This window comes from Rhizobium redzepovicii, assembly GCF_019793435.1.
Lineage (GTDB): Bacteria > Pseudomonadota > Alphaproteobacteria > Rhizobiales > Rhizobiaceae > Rhizobium > Rhizobium redzepovicii.
In genome coordinates this window covers 1-15,585 of the sequence record NZ_JAILYH010000006.1, presented here as the reverse complement: position 1 = coordinate 15,585, position 15,585 = coordinate 1, and the positions used below count along the sequence as shown (strand labels likewise).

General features: G+C 60.0%; 17 protein-coding genes and 1 pseudogene. 4 read left to right on the top strand and 14 right to left on the bottom strand.

Annotated elements, in window-relative coordinates:
* Window positions 1–57: 57 nt before the first annotated feature.
* From recO to K6N12_RS10745, 3 genes are all read right to left on the bottom strand, one after another.
* Window positions 58–828, bottom strand: a complete 771-nt coding sequence (gene recO, locus K6N12_RS10755) for a DNA repair protein RecO (RefSeq protein ID WP_097626859.1) — start codon at window positions 826–828, stop codon at window positions 58–60.
* 353 nt (window positions 829–1,181) lie between these two features.
* The gene (locus K6N12_RS10750; protein WP_097626857.1) at window positions 1,182–1,667 is read right to left on the bottom strand and encodes a response regulator; all 486 of its coding nucleotides are present in this window, start codon (window positions 1,665–1,667) and stop codon (window positions 1,182–1,184) included.
* Window positions 1,668–1,767: 100 nt separating this feature from the next.
* Window positions 1,768–2,520: a Crp/Fnr family transcriptional regulator gene (locus tag K6N12_RS10745; RefSeq protein ID WP_097626855.1), complete on the bottom strand. Its 753-nt coding sequence runs from the start codon at window positions 2,518–2,520 to the stop codon at window positions 1,768–1,770.
* Between K6N12_RS10745 and K6N12_RS10740 the strand changes: the two genes are divergently transcribed.
* Window positions 2,489–2,653, top strand: a complete 165-nt coding sequence (locus tag K6N12_RS10740; RefSeq protein WP_165503908.1) for a hypothetical protein — start codon at window positions 2,489–2,491, stop codon at window positions 2,651–2,653. The two genes, K6N12_RS10745 and K6N12_RS10740, sit on opposite strands and share 32 nt — an antisense overlap.
* A gap of 18 nt (window positions 2,654–2,671) precedes the next feature.
* Here the strand turns inward: K6N12_RS10740 and era are convergent, their stop codons facing one another.
* The 8 genes from era to rpoZ form a co-directional block, all read right to left on the bottom strand.
* On the bottom strand, window positions 2,672–3,613 hold the full coding sequence (gene era / locus K6N12_RS10735) for a GTPase Era (protein ID WP_097626853.1): 942 nt from the start codon (window positions 3,611–3,613) through the stop codon (window positions 2,672–2,674).
* A 7-nt stretch (window positions 3,614–3,620) separates the two neighbouring features.
* Complete coding sequence (rnc, locus tag K6N12_RS10730; RefSeq protein ID WP_097626851.1) at window positions 3,621–4,340, bottom strand: ribonuclease III; 720 nt, start codon at window positions 4,338–4,340, stop codon at window positions 3,621–3,623.
* On the bottom strand, window positions 4,337–5,080 hold the full coding sequence (gene lepB, locus K6N12_RS10725; protein WP_003587590.1) for a signal peptidase I: 744 nt from the start codon (window positions 5,078–5,080) through the stop codon (window positions 4,337–4,339). The genes rnc and lepB overlap by 4 nt, the downstream gene beginning before the upstream one ends.
* A gap of 172 nt (window positions 5,081–5,252) precedes the next feature.
* The gene (gene acpS / locus K6N12_RS10720) at window positions 5,253–5,663 is read right to left on the bottom strand and encodes a holo-ACP synthase (protein ID WP_097626849.1); all 411 of its coding nucleotides are present in this window, start codon (window positions 5,661–5,663) and stop codon (window positions 5,253–5,255) included.
* A gap of 38 nt (window positions 5,664–5,701) precedes the next feature.
* Window positions 5,702–6,292 carry a DUF2062 domain-containing protein gene (locus tag K6N12_RS10715; RefSeq protein ID WP_097626847.1) on the bottom strand — a complete coding sequence of 197 codons (591 nt, stop codon included), beginning with the start codon at window positions 6,290–6,292 and terminating at the stop codon, window positions 5,702–5,704.
* 158 nt (window positions 6,293–6,450) lie between these two features.
* Window positions 6,451–6,600, bottom strand: coding sequence for a DUF3563 family protein (locus K6N12_RS10710; RefSeq protein WP_003587595.1), 150 nt, complete (start codon window positions 6,598–6,600; stop codon window positions 6,451–6,453).
* Between the two features lie 193 nt (window positions 6,601–6,793).
* The gene (locus K6N12_RS10705) at window positions 6,794–9,028 is read right to left on the bottom strand and encodes a RelA/SpoT family protein (RefSeq protein WP_097626845.1); all 2,235 of its coding nucleotides are present in this window, start codon (window positions 9,026–9,028) and stop codon (window positions 6,794–6,796) included.
* Between the two features lie 187 nt (window positions 9,029–9,215).
* The gene (rpoZ, locus tag K6N12_RS10700; protein ID WP_003574261.1) at window positions 9,216–9,620 is read right to left on the bottom strand and encodes a DNA-directed RNA polymerase subunit omega; all 405 of its coding nucleotides are present in this window, start codon (window positions 9,618–9,620) and stop codon (window positions 9,216–9,218) included.
* A 297-nt stretch (window positions 9,621–9,917) separates the two neighbouring features.
* Here rpoZ and K6N12_RS10695 point away from each other — a divergent pair, with 297 nt between their 5' ends.
* Entirely contained in the window at window positions 9,918–10,505 is a 588-nt protein-coding gene (locus K6N12_RS10695; protein WP_097626843.1) for a LabA-like NYN domain-containing protein, read from the top strand.
* Window positions 10,506–10,549: 44 nt separating this feature from the next.
* Here K6N12_RS10695 and smpB read toward each other — a convergent pair whose 3' ends face one another.
* The gene (smpB, locus tag K6N12_RS10690; protein WP_012557117.1) at window positions 10,550–11,029 is read right to left on the bottom strand and encodes an SsrA-binding protein SmpB; all 480 of its coding nucleotides are present in this window, start codon (window positions 11,027–11,029) and stop codon (window positions 10,550–10,552) included.
* A 96-nt stretch (window positions 11,030–11,125) separates the two neighbouring features.
* Window positions 11,126–12,010, bottom strand: coding sequence for a 4-hydroxy-tetrahydrodipicolinate synthase (dapA, locus tag K6N12_RS10685; RefSeq protein ID WP_097626841.1), 885 nt, complete (start codon window positions 12,008–12,010; stop codon window positions 11,126–11,128).
* Between the two features lie 211 nt (window positions 12,011–12,221).
* Here dapA and K6N12_RS10680 point away from each other — a divergent pair, with 211 nt between their 5' ends.
* Together K6N12_RS10680 and K6N12_RS10675 are read left to right on the top strand one after the other, a co-directional pair.
* Complete coding sequence (locus tag K6N12_RS10680) at window positions 12,222–14,297, top strand: lytic transglycosylase domain-containing protein (RefSeq protein WP_097626839.1); 2,076 nt, start codon at window positions 12,222–12,224, stop codon at window positions 14,295–14,297.
* A 64-nt stretch (window positions 14,298–14,361) separates the two neighbouring features.
* Complete coding sequence (locus K6N12_RS10675; protein ID WP_097626837.1) at window positions 14,362–15,258, top strand: alpha/beta fold hydrolase; 897 nt, start codon at window positions 14,362–14,364, stop codon at window positions 15,256–15,258.
* Window positions 15,259–15,462: 204 nt separating this feature from the next.
* On the opposite strand, the pseudogene K6N12_RS10670 reads toward K6N12_RS10675, so the two are convergent.
* Window positions 15,463–15,585 (bottom strand): annotated as a pseudogene (locus tag K6N12_RS10670) (porin); the annotation flags it as partial.

Genomic DNA, 15,585 nt, shown 5'->3' with positions numbered 1-15,585 from the left:
CCCATGCGGGTAAACCGCCAAATCCGGAGGATGTTTTGCACCGGTAAAAAACCGAAGTCAGGCGGAAATATCATTCGGACCGGAAAGCGTCCGCAAGGCTGGATTGAGCGCCTTGAGCGCCGCCTGAACGAAGCCGTCGCGGGCTGCTGCGGCTTCGATGCCGCGTGGTTCATAGACGTGGCGATGCAAAAAGAACCCGGTCAGACGGAACGCGGCCGTGAGACTATCGAAGTCGGCCGCACGATTGCCTTCGATACCGAGAAACGGTGGCAGGAGCAGCATCTTGTCAGCCCAGGGGGCACCGGCGCTGCGGCTGACGGCGCGGCCGGATTTGGGCGAGACATAGACGAGATCGGAACGGGCGCCGGTCGCGGCGCATTCGGCGAGATCGAGGCCGAAGCCGAGATCGTTCAGCACCGCCAGTTCGAAACGCACGAAGAGCTCGCCGGCATCGGCCGGGTTGTGCAGGTGATCGAGGATGACCTCCAGCGCTTCGAAGAGATGCGGATGCGGATCACGCTCCGGCAGCAGCCGCAGCAGCGCGCCCATCGCCTGAACGCCGTAGACGGCGGTCGCCGTTTCCATCAGGCGGGCGGCGCGCAACGTCACCGGTTCGACGCGGAATTCGCCGAGATGTTCGTCCAACCTGGCGCGCCAGATAACCTCCACGGCATTGCCGGCCTGCAGCACCGGCTGCATGGCGCGCGACCGGCCGGAGCGCACCAGGCCAAGATGGCGGCCGCGATCGCGCGTCATCACCTCGGCGATGACACTCGTCTCGCCGTGGCGCTTGACGCCCAGGATGATCGCCTGATCCTGCCACTGCATCGAAAGAAGTCCTTGCGGCTGACGAATCCATCCTAGAGCCTTTCCCGGTTAGATTGAAGCATTCTGTTGGCTCAAACGGAGTCGGATGGTCGACCGGCCGGCGCGTCGTAGCCCGGCTTTACGGCCAAGCCGGCCGGTCGATCAGCCGGCCCGTTTCAGCCAACCCGAAGGGCCGGGCATCTTTCCGCCAGGATCAGAGGCGATCGGCTCGGCCGTACCAAGAGGTAGGCCCGTCGCCAATCGCCTCTGCCCTGACGAAAACCTGCTCCGGCAGAATGCTTCAATCTAACCAGGAAAGGCTCTAGAACATGATGCCGAAAATGGAAAAGGCCTAGCTGCTGTCCTGGACCGCGTCAGGCAACGGCGGGGAATAACCTCAGCAGGAATTGACGCATCGCCGTTTCGTCGAAAGGCTTCACCAGAAGCGGAATGTGCTGCAAGTCCGGCGGGAAATCGCCGGTATCGGAATAACCGCTGACAAAGCCGAAGGGAATGCCGAGATCGAGAAGATGACGAGCAAATCCGAAGCTCATGCCCTCGCCGAGATTGACGTCGAGAAGCGCGAAATCATAGGTCTCCGCAGTGATGGCAGCCCTCGCCTGCTCCACACTGCCGACGATATCGATATTCTCGACGCCGGCCAGGCGCAAAATGTCCTCCGCCTCCATCGCGATAATCAGGCTGTCTTCAAGAACCAGAACACGGATTGCGCTCATGATTGCCCGCCCTCCGTCGGGCGGCAGTCGCAGCGCCCCGGCTGTTTCGCCAACATCAATGCCCTCCGGTGCCCCGCATGGCACGCTGTCGGTGAATTCCGCCACCATTTCTGAATGAACCATTTTTCTGCCCGGTCGATAAGAATCAAATCGGAGGAAAGACGACGACCGAGCTTATTTTCCCTGATGCTAATGCGCATTTAAAAAAGACATAAGGCCGGGACTAGATGAAGGGACGTTTGCTTTCTCCGAGCCCTTCCCAGCCAGCAATCGCCATCAGTTCCTCGCCGTTCAGAACCTCGCAGCCGCGCTCCTGCCAGCGGATCAACCCACGTTCACCGAGCTTTTTCAAGGTCTTGTTGGTGTGGACGATGGAAAGGCCGAGCGTATCGGCAATGTGTTGCTGGGTGATGGGGATGAATTGGCGGCCATTGAAGAGATTAAGCTTCCGGCCGCGCTCAAACAGGAAAGCGATCAGATAGGCTGCTCTTTCCAACGCCGTGCGACGGCCGATGCTGAGCAGGTGTTCATCCAAGATTCGCTCCTCGCGCGCCGCGATCCAGGTGATGTCGAAGGCAAGCGAGGGGTGTTTGTTATAGAGCGTCATCAGCCTGTCGCGCTCGAAGACGCAGAGAGAAACCGGTGAAAGCGCTTCGACGGAATGCTGCATCTCGCCGGCGATCGTTCCCTGCAGGCCGACCAGATCGCCCGGCATGATATAATTCAGTATCTGGCGGCGCCCATCCTCCAGCATCTTGTAGCGAAAGCCCCAACCGGCAAGCACGGTGAAAAGATGGGCGCTGTGCGCACCCTCGACGAGGATGGTGGAGCCGGCATCGACGGCAAGTTCACCTCTCTTGAAATTGGAAACGAATTCCAGTTCGTCGCGGCTGAATTCCCGGAAATGCGGCAGGGGCCGCAAAGGACATTGCTGGCAAGGAGTCTTGAAGGAATTGATCGTTCTCGACGTCACCATGCCCGCCCCTGCCGTCGCAAAACAGGCACGCCGTCTTTGGCGCGCCGTTCATGAAGGAATGCACAAGTTACCGAATTGTTCCGTGAGCGATGCGGTTTTTTTATTTGAAAACAAGGGGCTGGCAGCCGAATAAGCAAATTCTTGCCACCCCTTATTTCGGGAAATCGAGACCCATTTCGCGGAACCGTTCGGGATCATCACCCCAATTCTCGCGAACCTTGACGAACAGGAAGAGATGGACCGGCTGCTCGAGGATCTCCGACAATTCCTTGCGGGAAGCCGTCGAGATCGCCTTGATAGTTTCACCACCCTTGCCGAGCGCGATCTTCTTCTGGCTGTCGCGCTCAAGATAGATCACCTGCTCGATACGTACCGAGCCATCCTTGCGCTCTTCCCACTTCTCCGTTTCGACATGCGAGGCGTAGGGAAGCTCCTGGTGCAACCGCAGGAACAGCTTCTCGCGGGTGATCTCGGCGGCGAGCTGGCGCATCGGCAGATCTGAAATCTGGTCTTCGGGATAATACCACGGCCCCTCCGGCAGCGTCGCAGCCAGATAATCCATGACATCGTCGCAGCCGGACCCGTTTTCGGCCGATATCATGAAGGTGCGATCGAAGGCGATCTTTTCATTGGCAGCGGCCGCGAGGGCCAGCAGATCCTCGCGGTTGACGCGGTCGATCTTGTTGAGCAGCAGGATCTTCGGCTGCCGGACTTCCTTGAGGCCTTCGAGAATGGCTTCGGCATCGCCGCGCAGGCCGCGCTCGCTGTCGATCAGCAGCACGATCAGATCGGCATCCCTCGCGCCGCCCCAGGCCGAGGTCACCATGGCGCGGTCGAGCCGGCGGCGCGGCTTGAAGATACCGGGTGTATCCATGAAGACGATCTGGGCGTTGTCGTGGATCGCGATGCCGCGAACGATGGCACGTGTCGTCTGGACCTTATGGCTGACGATCGAGACCTTGGCGCCGACCAGGCGGTTCACCAGTGTCGACTTGCCGGCATTGGTCGGCCCGATCAGCGCGACAAAGCCCGAATGCGTCGGACCACTGGTTTCTGCGGTAGCTTCGGCCGCGATATCTTCTTCTTGTGTCATTGTCCCGTCAGTTTCCGGCAGGCGATTGCTGCCAAATGCCTTCGCGCTCAAGCATCTTCGTCGCCGCAACCTGTTCGGCGGCACGCTTCGACCGCTCTACGCCGGTTTCCGGCTTTATGCCAGCAACTTCCACCGTCACCTTGAAGCGCGGATCATGATCCGGTCCGCTGCGTTCATCAACCCGGTAGTTTGGTGTGACGCCGAATTTCGCGTGCGACCATTCCTGCAGCTCAGTCTTGGCGTCGCGCTTGGCGCCATCGGCCCTGACCGCCCTGCCCTGCCAGTAGCGCAGGATGAAGCGGCGGGCAACTTCGAGGCCGCCGTCGAGATAGATCGCGGCGATCAGGCTTTCGACCACGTCGGCGCGCACGTTCATCATCCGCTTGCCGGTCAATTTCTTCACGTCGGCGCCGGTGCGGATATAAAGATGAAGATTGAGTTCGTCGGCGACCGCAGCACAGGTTTCGGCGCTGACCAGCTGGTTCAAACGAACCGAGAGCTCGCCTTCCCCCGCCGTGCCGAAGGTGCGGAACAAAAGCTCGGCGATGCAGAGCCCGAGAACCCTGTCGCCGAGGAATTCCAGCCGTTCGTAGTTGCCGCCCTTCTCGGTGCGGGCGCTCGCATGGGTCAGCGCCCGGTCCAGGCGTTCCTTTTCGGTGAAGTCGTGACCGATCAGGCCTTCAAGCTTTGCGCGGTCTGCCGCAGAAAGCGTCTGCGCCTTGCTCATTCAACAACCTTGAAGAGGCGATCCCAGCGCATGTTCGTCGGCCACTTCCAGATTTCGCGGAAGGAGGTATCGTTGCCGAGCGAGAAGAAGATGACGCTGGCGCGGCCGACAAGATTTTCCGCAGGCACGAAGCCGACGTCGAAGCGGCTGTCGAGCGAGTTGTCGCGGTTGTCGCCCATCATGAAATAATGGCCTTCCGGCACGATGAATTCGCGGGTGTTATCGCCGCGCGACACGGGAGACTGATCGAGCGTGTCGTAAGTCTTGCCATTGTCGAGCGTTTCGCGGAACACCGGCACATCCGCGCCCGGATCGAGCTTGTAATCCGACGTGAAGGTACCGTCCGCTACCTTCGGAACGGGTTTGCCGTTAACGTAGAGCACTCCGTCGGTGACCTGGATATGGTCGCCCGGCAGGCCGATGCAGCGCTTGATGTAATCGATCTCGGGGTTCGGCGGGAAGCGGAATACGACGATATCGCCGCGCTTCGGATCGGCGCCGAACAGGCGGCCGCTGAAAATATCAGGCGAGAAGGGCAGCGAATATTTCGAATAGCCGTAAGCGAACTTATTGACGAAGATGTAGTCGCCGACGAGCAGTGTCGGCATCATCGAACCGGACGGAATTGTAAAGGGCTGGAATAGCACCGTACGGATCACCATCGCCAAAATCAGCGCCTGGATGATGACTTTGATATTTTCCCAGAGGGCGTTCGGCTTGGCTTCGACTTTTTCGGACACGCAGTCTTATTCCTTCAAGACGCCGCGGCGGCGCAATTCTTCTGACGTTCTCTCTAGCGACTTCGGCCGGTTGCGGCAATGGTGACAACGTCAAAAGCGACGAGAGGTCGCGATCGACAGCTCCCGAGGTCGCGATCGGCAGCTCCCGAGGTCGCGATCAACGCTCCCGAGGTCACGACCAGAGGTTCTCGGGCAATGCCTCGATAATCACGAAGGCCTGTGCCAAGGGATAATCATCCGTTATTGTCAAATGAATGGCGGGCCTGTGGCCCGCAGGCAGCATCGATTCGAGGATCACGGCGGCAGCGCCCGACAAAACCATGGTCGGCTTGCCGCTCGGCAGGTTGACGACGCCCATATCCTTCCAGAAGACGCCTTGGGCTATGCCGGTGCCGAGCGCCTTGGAACAAGCCTCCTTGGCCGCGAAACGCTTGGCATAGGAGGCGCCGCGATTTGTCCGGCGGTCGGAACGGGCGCGCTCGATCTCGGTGAAGCAGCGATTGGTGAAGCGCTCGCCGAAGCGCTCGATGGATTTCTCGACGCGGCGAATGTCGATCAGATCGCTGCCAATGCCGATGATCATGCCGGAACCTTCCGTCGCTTAAGAGTTCTTGATCAGGTTCATACGCTCGGCATGTCGCCGGCCGGGCCGGCCAGACGCAGGCGCGCCCGCTCCAGCAGCCGTGTGTGGCGGCGCGTCTGAAAACCCCTCACGGTGTAGAATGTCAGCGCATAGAGCGCAACGGAGGTGACGATCCCCGGCGGAATGGCGCCGACGAGCATCGGCTCCAGCACCGGCCTCCACAATTCGGTGAAGTTCAGCCTGTGAAAGAGGGCGGCCAGATCCACCGCCTGACCAGCCATATGATCCTCACGGCTCAGCAGCAGATGTCCGATCTCCCAGGTGATGCCCCAGATGAACGGATAGGTCAGCGGGTTGCCGAAGGCCGCGCAACCCAGCGCCGCGGCCACCATACTGCCGGAGAGAAAATAGGTGATGACGAAGGCCATGACGAAATGCACACCGATAAACGGCGTCCACGACACGAAGACACCGGCAGCGACGCCAGCCGCAACCGCATGCGGCGAAGCGCTCAGGCGCAGGATGCGCATTGTGAGGTAACGGAGCGGGCGAAGGAAACCTTTGCGGGGCCATAGAAGCTCTCGCATCTTTTCCTTGAATCCCGCGGGCTTGCGACGGCGAAACAACATGGCCGGTATTTAGTGCAGCGCACATGACCATGACAAGAGCGGCGAATGATACCGCCGAAAAAACAGCTCAGTCCTCGCAGCAGAGAAGAGCTTTGTCATGCCGAGGGGCGTCCGTTATGCATAACGTCCCTCACTCGTCTCAAGTAGAAAGTTCAGTATCAACGTGTGCGGAACAGACCGCGGTCGACCTGGCGCTGGCGAAACTCGAGATCAATACGATCGAACGAGCCGTTGAGATATGCCATTTCACGTTCCTGCGTGGTCGGAGCGCGGAGGGCGCGAGCGATTTTCCTGATAGGATCAAACATTGTCTTGTCTCATCTTCTGTTTGCGTTTCGATGACCAGAAGATAGGCTCGGCCTGGGCTAATTACTACAGCCGCAACATGGAGACAGCCATGCGCGCAATGCATTGCTTGCCTTTTTGGCGTACCACCCTCACCACAAAACGATCATAAAATGTGCAATTCTGCGCTTAAATTCCTGCGACCTTAACAAAAACTTACTCGTAGAGCCGTCGGACCGTGGCAATGCAATCCAGTTCCTTCATCTGGGCGAGCAGCTGATTGAGCTGACGCAGATCCCAGACCTCGACCTCAAGCATCATTTCGGTGAAATCCGCCGCGACCCGCACCGTATTCAGCAAGCGGATATTGACGTCGAGGCCGGCAACCGTCTGGGCGACCTTGGCCAGAGTGCCGGGCTCATTCAGGCCGTTCACCATGATGCGCGCCATGAAACGCGACTTGTTGGCTTCGTCGAGATCCCAACGGACGTCGATCCAACGGTCAGGCTGATCGTCGAAGCGCTGCAGGCTCGGCGACTGGATCGGGTAGATGGTGATGCCCTTGCTCTGGTCCATGATGCCGACGATGCGATCGCCGGGAACCGCGCCTGTCGACGCGAACTTGACGTCGACATTGCCGGACAGGCCGCGGATCGGCCCGATATCGGCGTCGGTGTCGATGTCCGAATGGCCGCCGTCGAGCCCGGGCTTAGTCTTGCCGGGGATCTTGAAGATCATGCCGGCCGCGCTGCGGACGTTGAACCAGCCGTCGTCGCCCGAGGGTTTTACCGTGACGCGCTCATCCTGATGGTCGGGATAGACGGCGCGCAGCACGTCGAGCGAGGACATCTCGCCGCGGCCGACGGCGGCGATCGCATCCTCGACATCCTTCTGGCCGAGACGATGCAGCGCCGGCTTCATCGCCTCGCGTGAGAAGATCTTGCCGGCCCTGTCGAAGGTGCGCTCGAGAATGCGGTGGCCGAGGCCGGCATATTGCTTGCGGATCGCCATGCGGGTGGCGCGGCGGATGGCGGCGCGCGCCTTGCCGGTGACGACGATCTCTTCCCAGGCGGCGGGCGGAACCTGCACGCCGGAGCGGATGATCTCGACCTCGTCACCGTTGGCAAGCCGCGTCACCAGCGGCATGATGCGGCCGTTGATCTTGGCGCCCACCGTGGTATCGCCGATATTGGTGTGCACTGCATAGGCGAAATCGATCGGGGTGGCGCCGCGCGGCAGGGCAATCAGCTTGCCCTTCGGCGTGAAGCAAAAGACCTGGTCCTGGAAGAGTTCGAGCTTGGTGTGCTCGAGGAATTCTTCCGGACTGTCGCCCTCGGCCAGCGCCTCGATCGTATGGCGCAGCCAGGAATAGGCATTGGATTCACGCGACAGGATGTCGCCGTCGGCATTGGTGGCGCCGTCTTTGTAAAGCGTGTGGGCGGCGATGCCGAATTCGGCGATTTCATGCATGCGCTTGGTGCGGATCTGCAGTTCGATGCGCTGGCTGGAAGGACCGACGATCGTGGTGTGCAGCGAGCGGTAATCGTTCTGCTTCGGCGTCGAGATATAATCCTTGAAGCGCCCGGGCACGACGCGCCAGCGGGTGTGGACAATGCCGAGCGCCCGGTAACAGGACGGGATATCTTCGACGATGAGCCGAAAACCGTACACATCGGAAAGCTGCTCGAAGGAAAGCGATTTCGACTGCATCTTGCGGAAGACCGAATAAGGCTTTTTCTGCCGGCCCTTGACATAGGCGCTCGTCAGGCCGCTGGCGACGAGCAGGTCGCGAAGTTCCGCCTCGATCTTCTTGACGATGCCTTCATTGCGCTTGGAAAGCTCTTCCAGCCTTTTGGTGACGGTGTCGTAGGCTTCCGGGTTCATATGCAGGAAGGAGAGCTCTTCGAGCTCCTCGCGCATATCCTGCATGCCCATGCGGCCGGCGAGCGGCGCATAGATTTCCATCGTCTCCTCGGAGATGCGGGCCCGCTTGTCGGCCGACATATGATCGAGGGTGCGCATATTGTGCAGGCGGTCGGCAAGCTTGACCAGCAGCACGCGCACATCGTCTGATATGGCCAGCAGCAGCTTGCGCAGGTTTTCCGCCTGCTTGGCCTTCTTGGTGACGAGATCGAGTTTCTTGATCTTGGTCAGGCCCTCGACCAGGCGGCCGATATCCTCGCCGAAGAGTTCGTCGATCTCGGCGCGGGTCGCCGTCGTATCCTCGATCGTATCGTGCAGCAGCGCGACGGCGATCGTCGATTCATCGAGGTGCATGTCGGTGAGGATGGCGGCGACTTCGAGCGGATGGGAAATATAGGGATCGCCGCTCGCGCGCTTTTGCTGGCCGTGCTTCTGCATGGCGTAGACATAGGCTTTGTTCAGCAGCGCTTCATTGGCATCGGGCTTGTATTGCTGAACCCGCTCCACGAGCTCGTACTGCCGCATCATTCCAAAGCCACTCCGGTAAAAATAAAAGCGCGCCAATCAACGATTGGCGCACACATGGGCAATAATATGCCTAAGCAATAAAGGCGCAAGATTGACGATTGGTAATCATCGCTCTTTCGCATCGCATGAAACTTTTCCGGTTCGGCTGCGACCTGGATCACATACGGTCGGAGATCAGTCTGCGTGCTTAGTAGTCGTCGCTCTTTTCGGGCGGCACAAGGCCTTCGATGCCGGCAAGCAGCTCTTCTTCCGACATCTGGTCGAAAGTGATCGTCTCAGGAAGATCGTCCTGCTCTTCGCTGTCGGCTGCGGCGACACCGCCGGCGGCGATCATGCTGGCCGGATCTGGCTCGGGCTCGTCGACTTCGACATGCTTCTGCAGCGAATGGATCAGATCTTCCTTGAGGTCATCGGGCGAAAGCGTCTCGTCGGCGATTTCGCGCAGGGCGACGACCGGGTTCTTGTCGTTGTCGCGATCGATGGTGATCGAGGCGCCTTGGGAAATCAGCCGGGCGCGGTGGCTGGCGAGCAGAACCAGCTCGAAGCGGTTCTCCACCTTGTCGATGCAATCTTCAACTGTGACACGGGCCATTGCCTGTCCTTTACGGTCGTCATTTCGGGATTAGCACGCCCGATACAATTAAAACCGGGCAATTACAAGTTTTTCATTCCGGCTGCCCTCGTCTTTATAAGTGGCTGAACTAAATTTCCATGGAGAATGCCTCAATTCCACCTTGGGTTGCTTGGAATATGCCGAATCGTGCCCTAAGTCTTTCATATATGAATAATTGTTAAAGTATGGATCAGAGCAAAAATCAAAACACAAATCATTGATTTTATTGGATTTTGGTCCCCCGGATTTCGATTGCTCTCATTGGATTGGTAAGCGATGTTTGACCCACGCGAAAAAATTGCACTCTTCATTGACGGCGCCAACCTCTACGCTGCATCCAAGAGCCTCGGTTTCGACATAGATTACCGCAAGCTCTTGAAAGCATTTCAGAAACGCGGCTATCTCCTGCGGGCCTACTATTATACCGCTCTGATCGAAGATCAGGAATATTCCTCGATCCGGCCGCTGATCGATTGGCTCGACTATAACGGCTATAAAGTCGTCACCAAGCCCGCGAAGGAATTTACGGATTCCATGGGCCGCCGAAAAATCAAGGGCAACATGGACATCGAGCTTGCAATCGACGCCATGGAACAGTCCGAAACAGTCGATCATCTCGTCATCTTCTCGGGCGACGGCGACTTCACCAACCTGGTCGAGGCGCTACAGCGCAGAGGCCGCAAGGTCTCGGTGATCTCGACAATGGCTACGCAGCCGCCGATGATCGCCGACGACCTGCGCCGTCAGGCCGACCACTTCATCGATCTCTTGTCTTTGAAGGCTGAAATCGGTCGTGATCCCGCGGATCGGGCGCCACGCCAGGTCGAAGTCGTCGCCGCCCCGCCCAGCGATTTCGAGGAGTGAGCCGGGAGGATTGCCGTGCGAAACGGCAATCCCAAGCGTCGAGCTTAGCCATTATCCTTCAGCAGGCGACTCTTCTGCCGGTTCCAATCGCGCTCCTTCTCGGACTCGCGCTTGTCGTGCAATTTCTTACCCTTGGCGAGCGCCAGTTCCATCTTCGCCCGGCCGCGGTCGTTGAAATAGATCTTCAACGGAATCAGCGTCATGCCCTCGCGGTTGACGGCAGAGCGCAGGCGGTGAATCTCACGGCCCGATAGCAGCAGCTTGCGGCGCCGGCGCGGCTCGTGATTGAAGCGGTTCGCCTGCAGATATTCCGGCAGATAGGAGTTGATCAGCCAGATCTCGCCGCCCTCGTCCGACGCATAGGATTCGGCGATATTGGCCTTTCCCTCACGCAGCGACTTGACCTCCGTGCCCATCAGCACGAGGCCGGCCTCGTAGGTATCGATGATCTCGTAGTTGAAGCGGGCCTTGCGGTTTTCCGCCACGACCTTGTTCACCACGCGCTGGCTGCCTTTGGGGGCCATGACAATATTCCCTTCGAGGCGCGGGAAAAGCCGCGCCCTCATTGCTTGCCCTCTATGTAGGGGAACGACCCGGCCTTGTGAAGACGGCCGGTCTGCTCAGTTCAGCAGCCCGGCATGGCGTAGCGCCGCATCGATCGCCGCTTCCGTTGCCGGCTCCAGCGTCGACAGCAGCGGCGAGCGGACGTTGCGGCTCATCCGACCAAGCCGCGAGAGCCCGTATTTGGCGCCGCAGAGACCGGGTTCGAGGAAGATCGCCTTGTGCAGCGGCATCAGCCGATCCTGATATTCCAGCGCGCCGGCATAGTCGCCTTTCAGCGTCGCCGCCTGGAAATCGGCGCAGAGGCGCGGAGCGACATTGGCCGTGACCGAAATACAGCCGACGCCGCCATGGGCGTTGAAGCCGAGCGCCGTCGCGTCCTCGCCGGACAATTGCCGGAAATCCTTGCCGCAGGTGATGCGCTGTTCGGAAACGCGCTCGATCTTGCCCGTCGCATCCTTGACGCCGACGATATTGCCATGCGCCTTGGCAAGCGCACCCATCGTTTCCGGCGTCATGTCGACCACCGAGCGGCCGGGGATATTGTAGATATAGATCGGCAGATCGACGGCCTCGGCAATCGCCGAAAAATGCGCGATCAAACCCTTTTGCGTCGGCTTGTTGTAATAAGGCGTGACGACCAGAACAGCGTCGGCGCCGACCTTTTCGGCATGCTGGGCAAGCTCGATCGCCTCACCTGTGTTGTTCGAGCCGGCGCCGGCCATGACGGGAACGCGCTTTGCGGCAACTTCGATGCACAGTTCCACCACCCGTTTGTGCTCGGCATGCGACAGCGTCGGGGATTCGCCCGTCGTGCCGACAGGAACGAGACCGCTGCTGCCCTCCTTGATCTGCCAGTCGACGTGCGCGGCGAAACTGTCTTCGTCGATCAATCCGGCATCGGTGAAGGGGGTGACGAGGGCGGGAATGGACCCATTGAACATGCAAAGCTCCTCACGACCAAATCCTTGCTTCGGCCGCATTCCATGAATATTTTGCGCACCATAGAGCGCCGAAATCATCGCGACAAGCGCGTAGAGTTCGGTTAGGGCAAATTCCGATAGCAGATGTGAATGAATTTTACCTGGTACGGTAAGGTTTCGTTAAGATGCCTCTAGCCAAATGGCAGGGCGTGTTTTCGTTGCGAGATCCCGGATGAAGAAAGCTGTCATGATTCTGTCCGCCTTCGGCTTTATTGCCGCTGCGTGGAGCAGCGTAGCGTCGCCGCTTGCCGGCGAGAGCACGGCCATGCCCGCTGTCAAGCCGCTCGGCTTCATCCCCGAGACAGCCATGCCGGAATCGATCACAACAGGCGCTATTCCGCGCAATCTGGCCGTCGCACCCGTCAACGGCGACCTGAAAGCCGGCCTCGACGCACTTTCCGACAAGGACCCGCTGCTGGCGCTGTCGATCCGCGACAATATGCGAGACGGTGCGCTCGATCGCCATATCCTCACCTGGGCGATCGCCGTTTCCGGACTGAAGGGCGTTCCCTCCTATGAAATCGCCAGTGCTGCGCAGGAGCTCAAGAGTTGGCCGGGCCTGTCGCGGCTGCGTGCCTATTCCGAACGCGCGCTCTATGACGAAAACCCCGCCCCATCAGCCGTGCTGGCCGCCTTCGGCGATACCGCGCCTGAGACGATGCAGGGCGCCGTCATCCTCGGACGGGCGCTGGTTGCAACAGGCAAACAGGCGCAGGCGGCTAAATATATCCGCAAAGTCTGGCGCGGTGAGGCTCTCGACAAGGCGACCGAGGACAAGATCCTCATTGAATTTTCCGCGCTGTTGACGCCGGCCGACCATAAGGCACGCATGGACTATCTGATGTATCGCGGCCGGGTGGCGCAGGCCAAGCGCTTCGGCGACATGGGCGAGGCGCAGTCGCTCTACAAGGCATGGTCCGCTGTCGACGCAAAAGCCGGCAACGCCGGCGCGCTGCTTAACGCCGTCGATGCGAGATGGCGCAGCGATGCCGGGCTGCTGTTTGCGCGGATCGAATATCTGCGCAAGCAGGACAAATATGCCGAGGCAGCGGCACTGCTGGAACAGATGCCGCCCGAGCGCAGCGAGCTCGTCAATTCCGGCGAGTGGTGGAACGAGCAGCGCATCGTCAGCCGTGGCCTAGTCGACCAGGGACAATTCAAGCCCGCTTATCGCATCGTCGCAAACTACGCCGCAACCAGCCCGACGGATATCGTCGAGGCTGAATTCCATGCCGGGTGGTACGCGCTGCGCGGTCTGCAGGATCCGGCAACGGCGGAAAAACACTTCCGCAAAATCCTGCAGACATCGAACGGACCGATCTCGGTTTCACGCGCATGGTATTGGCTGGGACGAGCGGCGGAGGCCGGCGGCCCTGGTAAATCCAGTGAATTCTATGCGAAGGCTGCAACGTTTCCCGGCACCTTCTATGGCCAGCTCGCAGCAGAACGGTTGGGGCGAAAGACGCTGAACGTTACCTATCCGTCGCCGAGCACGGCCGACCGGCAAAACTTCCAGGCACGCGAAGCCGTCCAGGCAATCGCCCGGCTGGAAGCCGCAGGCCATGGATGGCGGGCCGACATTCTCTATCTCGCGCTCGCCGACCAACTGCAGAGCCCCGGTGAACTGGCCGTGCTTGCGGCACAGGCCGAGCAATCCGGCGATCATCATCTGTCGCTGCAGATCGGCAAGATCGCCTATGGACGCGGCATCGATGTCGCAGCGCTCGCTTTTCCGGTCGGCGTCATCCCGGCGAATGCCAATATTTCAGGCTCCGGCAAGGCACTCGCCTATGCCATCGCCCGGCAGGAAAGCGCCTTCAACCCGGCCGCCGTTTCGGCGGCGAACGCACGCGGCCTGCTGCAGCTTCTACCGGGAACGGCCCAGGCGGTGGCCAAGCGCCACAACATCGCCTATTCGAAAGACAAGCTGACGGCCGACGCCGGTTATAACGCCACACTCGGCGCGCATTATCTGGGCGAGCAGATCGACGCCTTTGGCGGCTCCTATATCCTCACCTTCATCGCCTATAATGCCGGGCCCAAGCGGGTACCGGAATGGATCGGCCGCTACGGCGATCCGCGCGGCAAATCGATCGACGAGATCGTCGACTGGATCGAGCGCATCCCCTTCCCCGAAACGAGGAACTACGTCCAGCGGGTGATGGAGAATTACGAGGTCTATAAGGCCCGCCTCGGCCAGTCGACCGATATCGAGCGTGACCTCATCGGCGGACGCAGCGCCTCCTGACGCTGTTTGGCGCGGCTCGAAAAGCAGGCTACATCTTCGGGATCAACAACTCTCGAGGGATGCGATGCCGGATACGGATGCGGGCGGTTTCCAGGAACGATTTTACACCTCTTCCGACGGGCTGACGCTTTATGCCCGCGACTATCAGCCGGGCGAAACGGCAAGCGGGGGGCGGCTGCCAGTCATCTGCCTGCCCGGCCTGACCCGCAATACGCGGGATTTTCACCCGCTTGCGCTGCTTCTCTCCCGGGACATGACAGCACCGCGCCGGGTCATCGCGCTCGATTCGCGCGGACGGGGAAAGTCGGCGTTGGATGAGAACAAGGCGAACTACAATCTCGCTATAGAGGCCGGCGACATCGTCACCGCCTGCGCGACCCTCGGCGTCGAGCGGGCGATCTTCATCGGCACGTCGCGAGGCGGGCTGATCCTGCATCTGATTGCAGCGACACGGCCGGATCTTCTCGAAGCCGTCATCCTCAACGATATCGGCCCCGTGGTTGAGGCCGAGGGGCTGGCGCGGATCCGCGACTATCTAAACAGCGGCAGAAGGCCTGAAGACTGGCACGCGGCGGCCGATATCGTGAAGGAAAATCATGGCGCGTCGTTTACGGCGCTTGAAGAGGAAGACTGGCGCGAGATGGCGCTTGCTCTTTATCGCGACGTCGGCGGAAGACCGGTCGCCGACTTCGATCCAGCGATCGCGGAGGCACTAAAATCGGTCGATCTCAGCCAGCCACTGCCTGATCTCTGGGCGCAATTCGACAGCCTGTGCCGATTTCCGCTGATGCTGATCCGCGGCGAAAACACGTCTCTGCTCTCAAAGGAGACGGCCGATGAAATGGCCCGCCGGCATCCGAGTTTGATCCTGCATGCTGCAGAAGGGCAAGGCCATGCCCCCCTCCTGCATCACGGCGATATCCCCACGGCTATTCGAGCTTTTCTCGCCTCCTGCCGATAAAGCCCGCCGCATTAATTTGATTCAAACGACGCGCTTTCGCGCGTTGTTTTGATGCATGTCGTTGTCTTGGAACCGCGACACGCGTCTGAGCGGCATACATCGGCCTCATCGAAGCCGGGCGGCGGGCAACAGGTGCGTTCGACCCAAAGCAAAAAGCCCGGCTCAGAGAGCCGGGCTTTCCTGATTGACCGAAGTCAGATCAGATTAGAACGAACGCTGCAGGCGGAAGTAGCCCGAAGTGGAGTCGTCTGCATCTTCCGGATCGAGGTACTGAACCGAAGCCTTGGCGTAGAAGTTGTCGACGATCTGGTAATCAACCGTCAGACC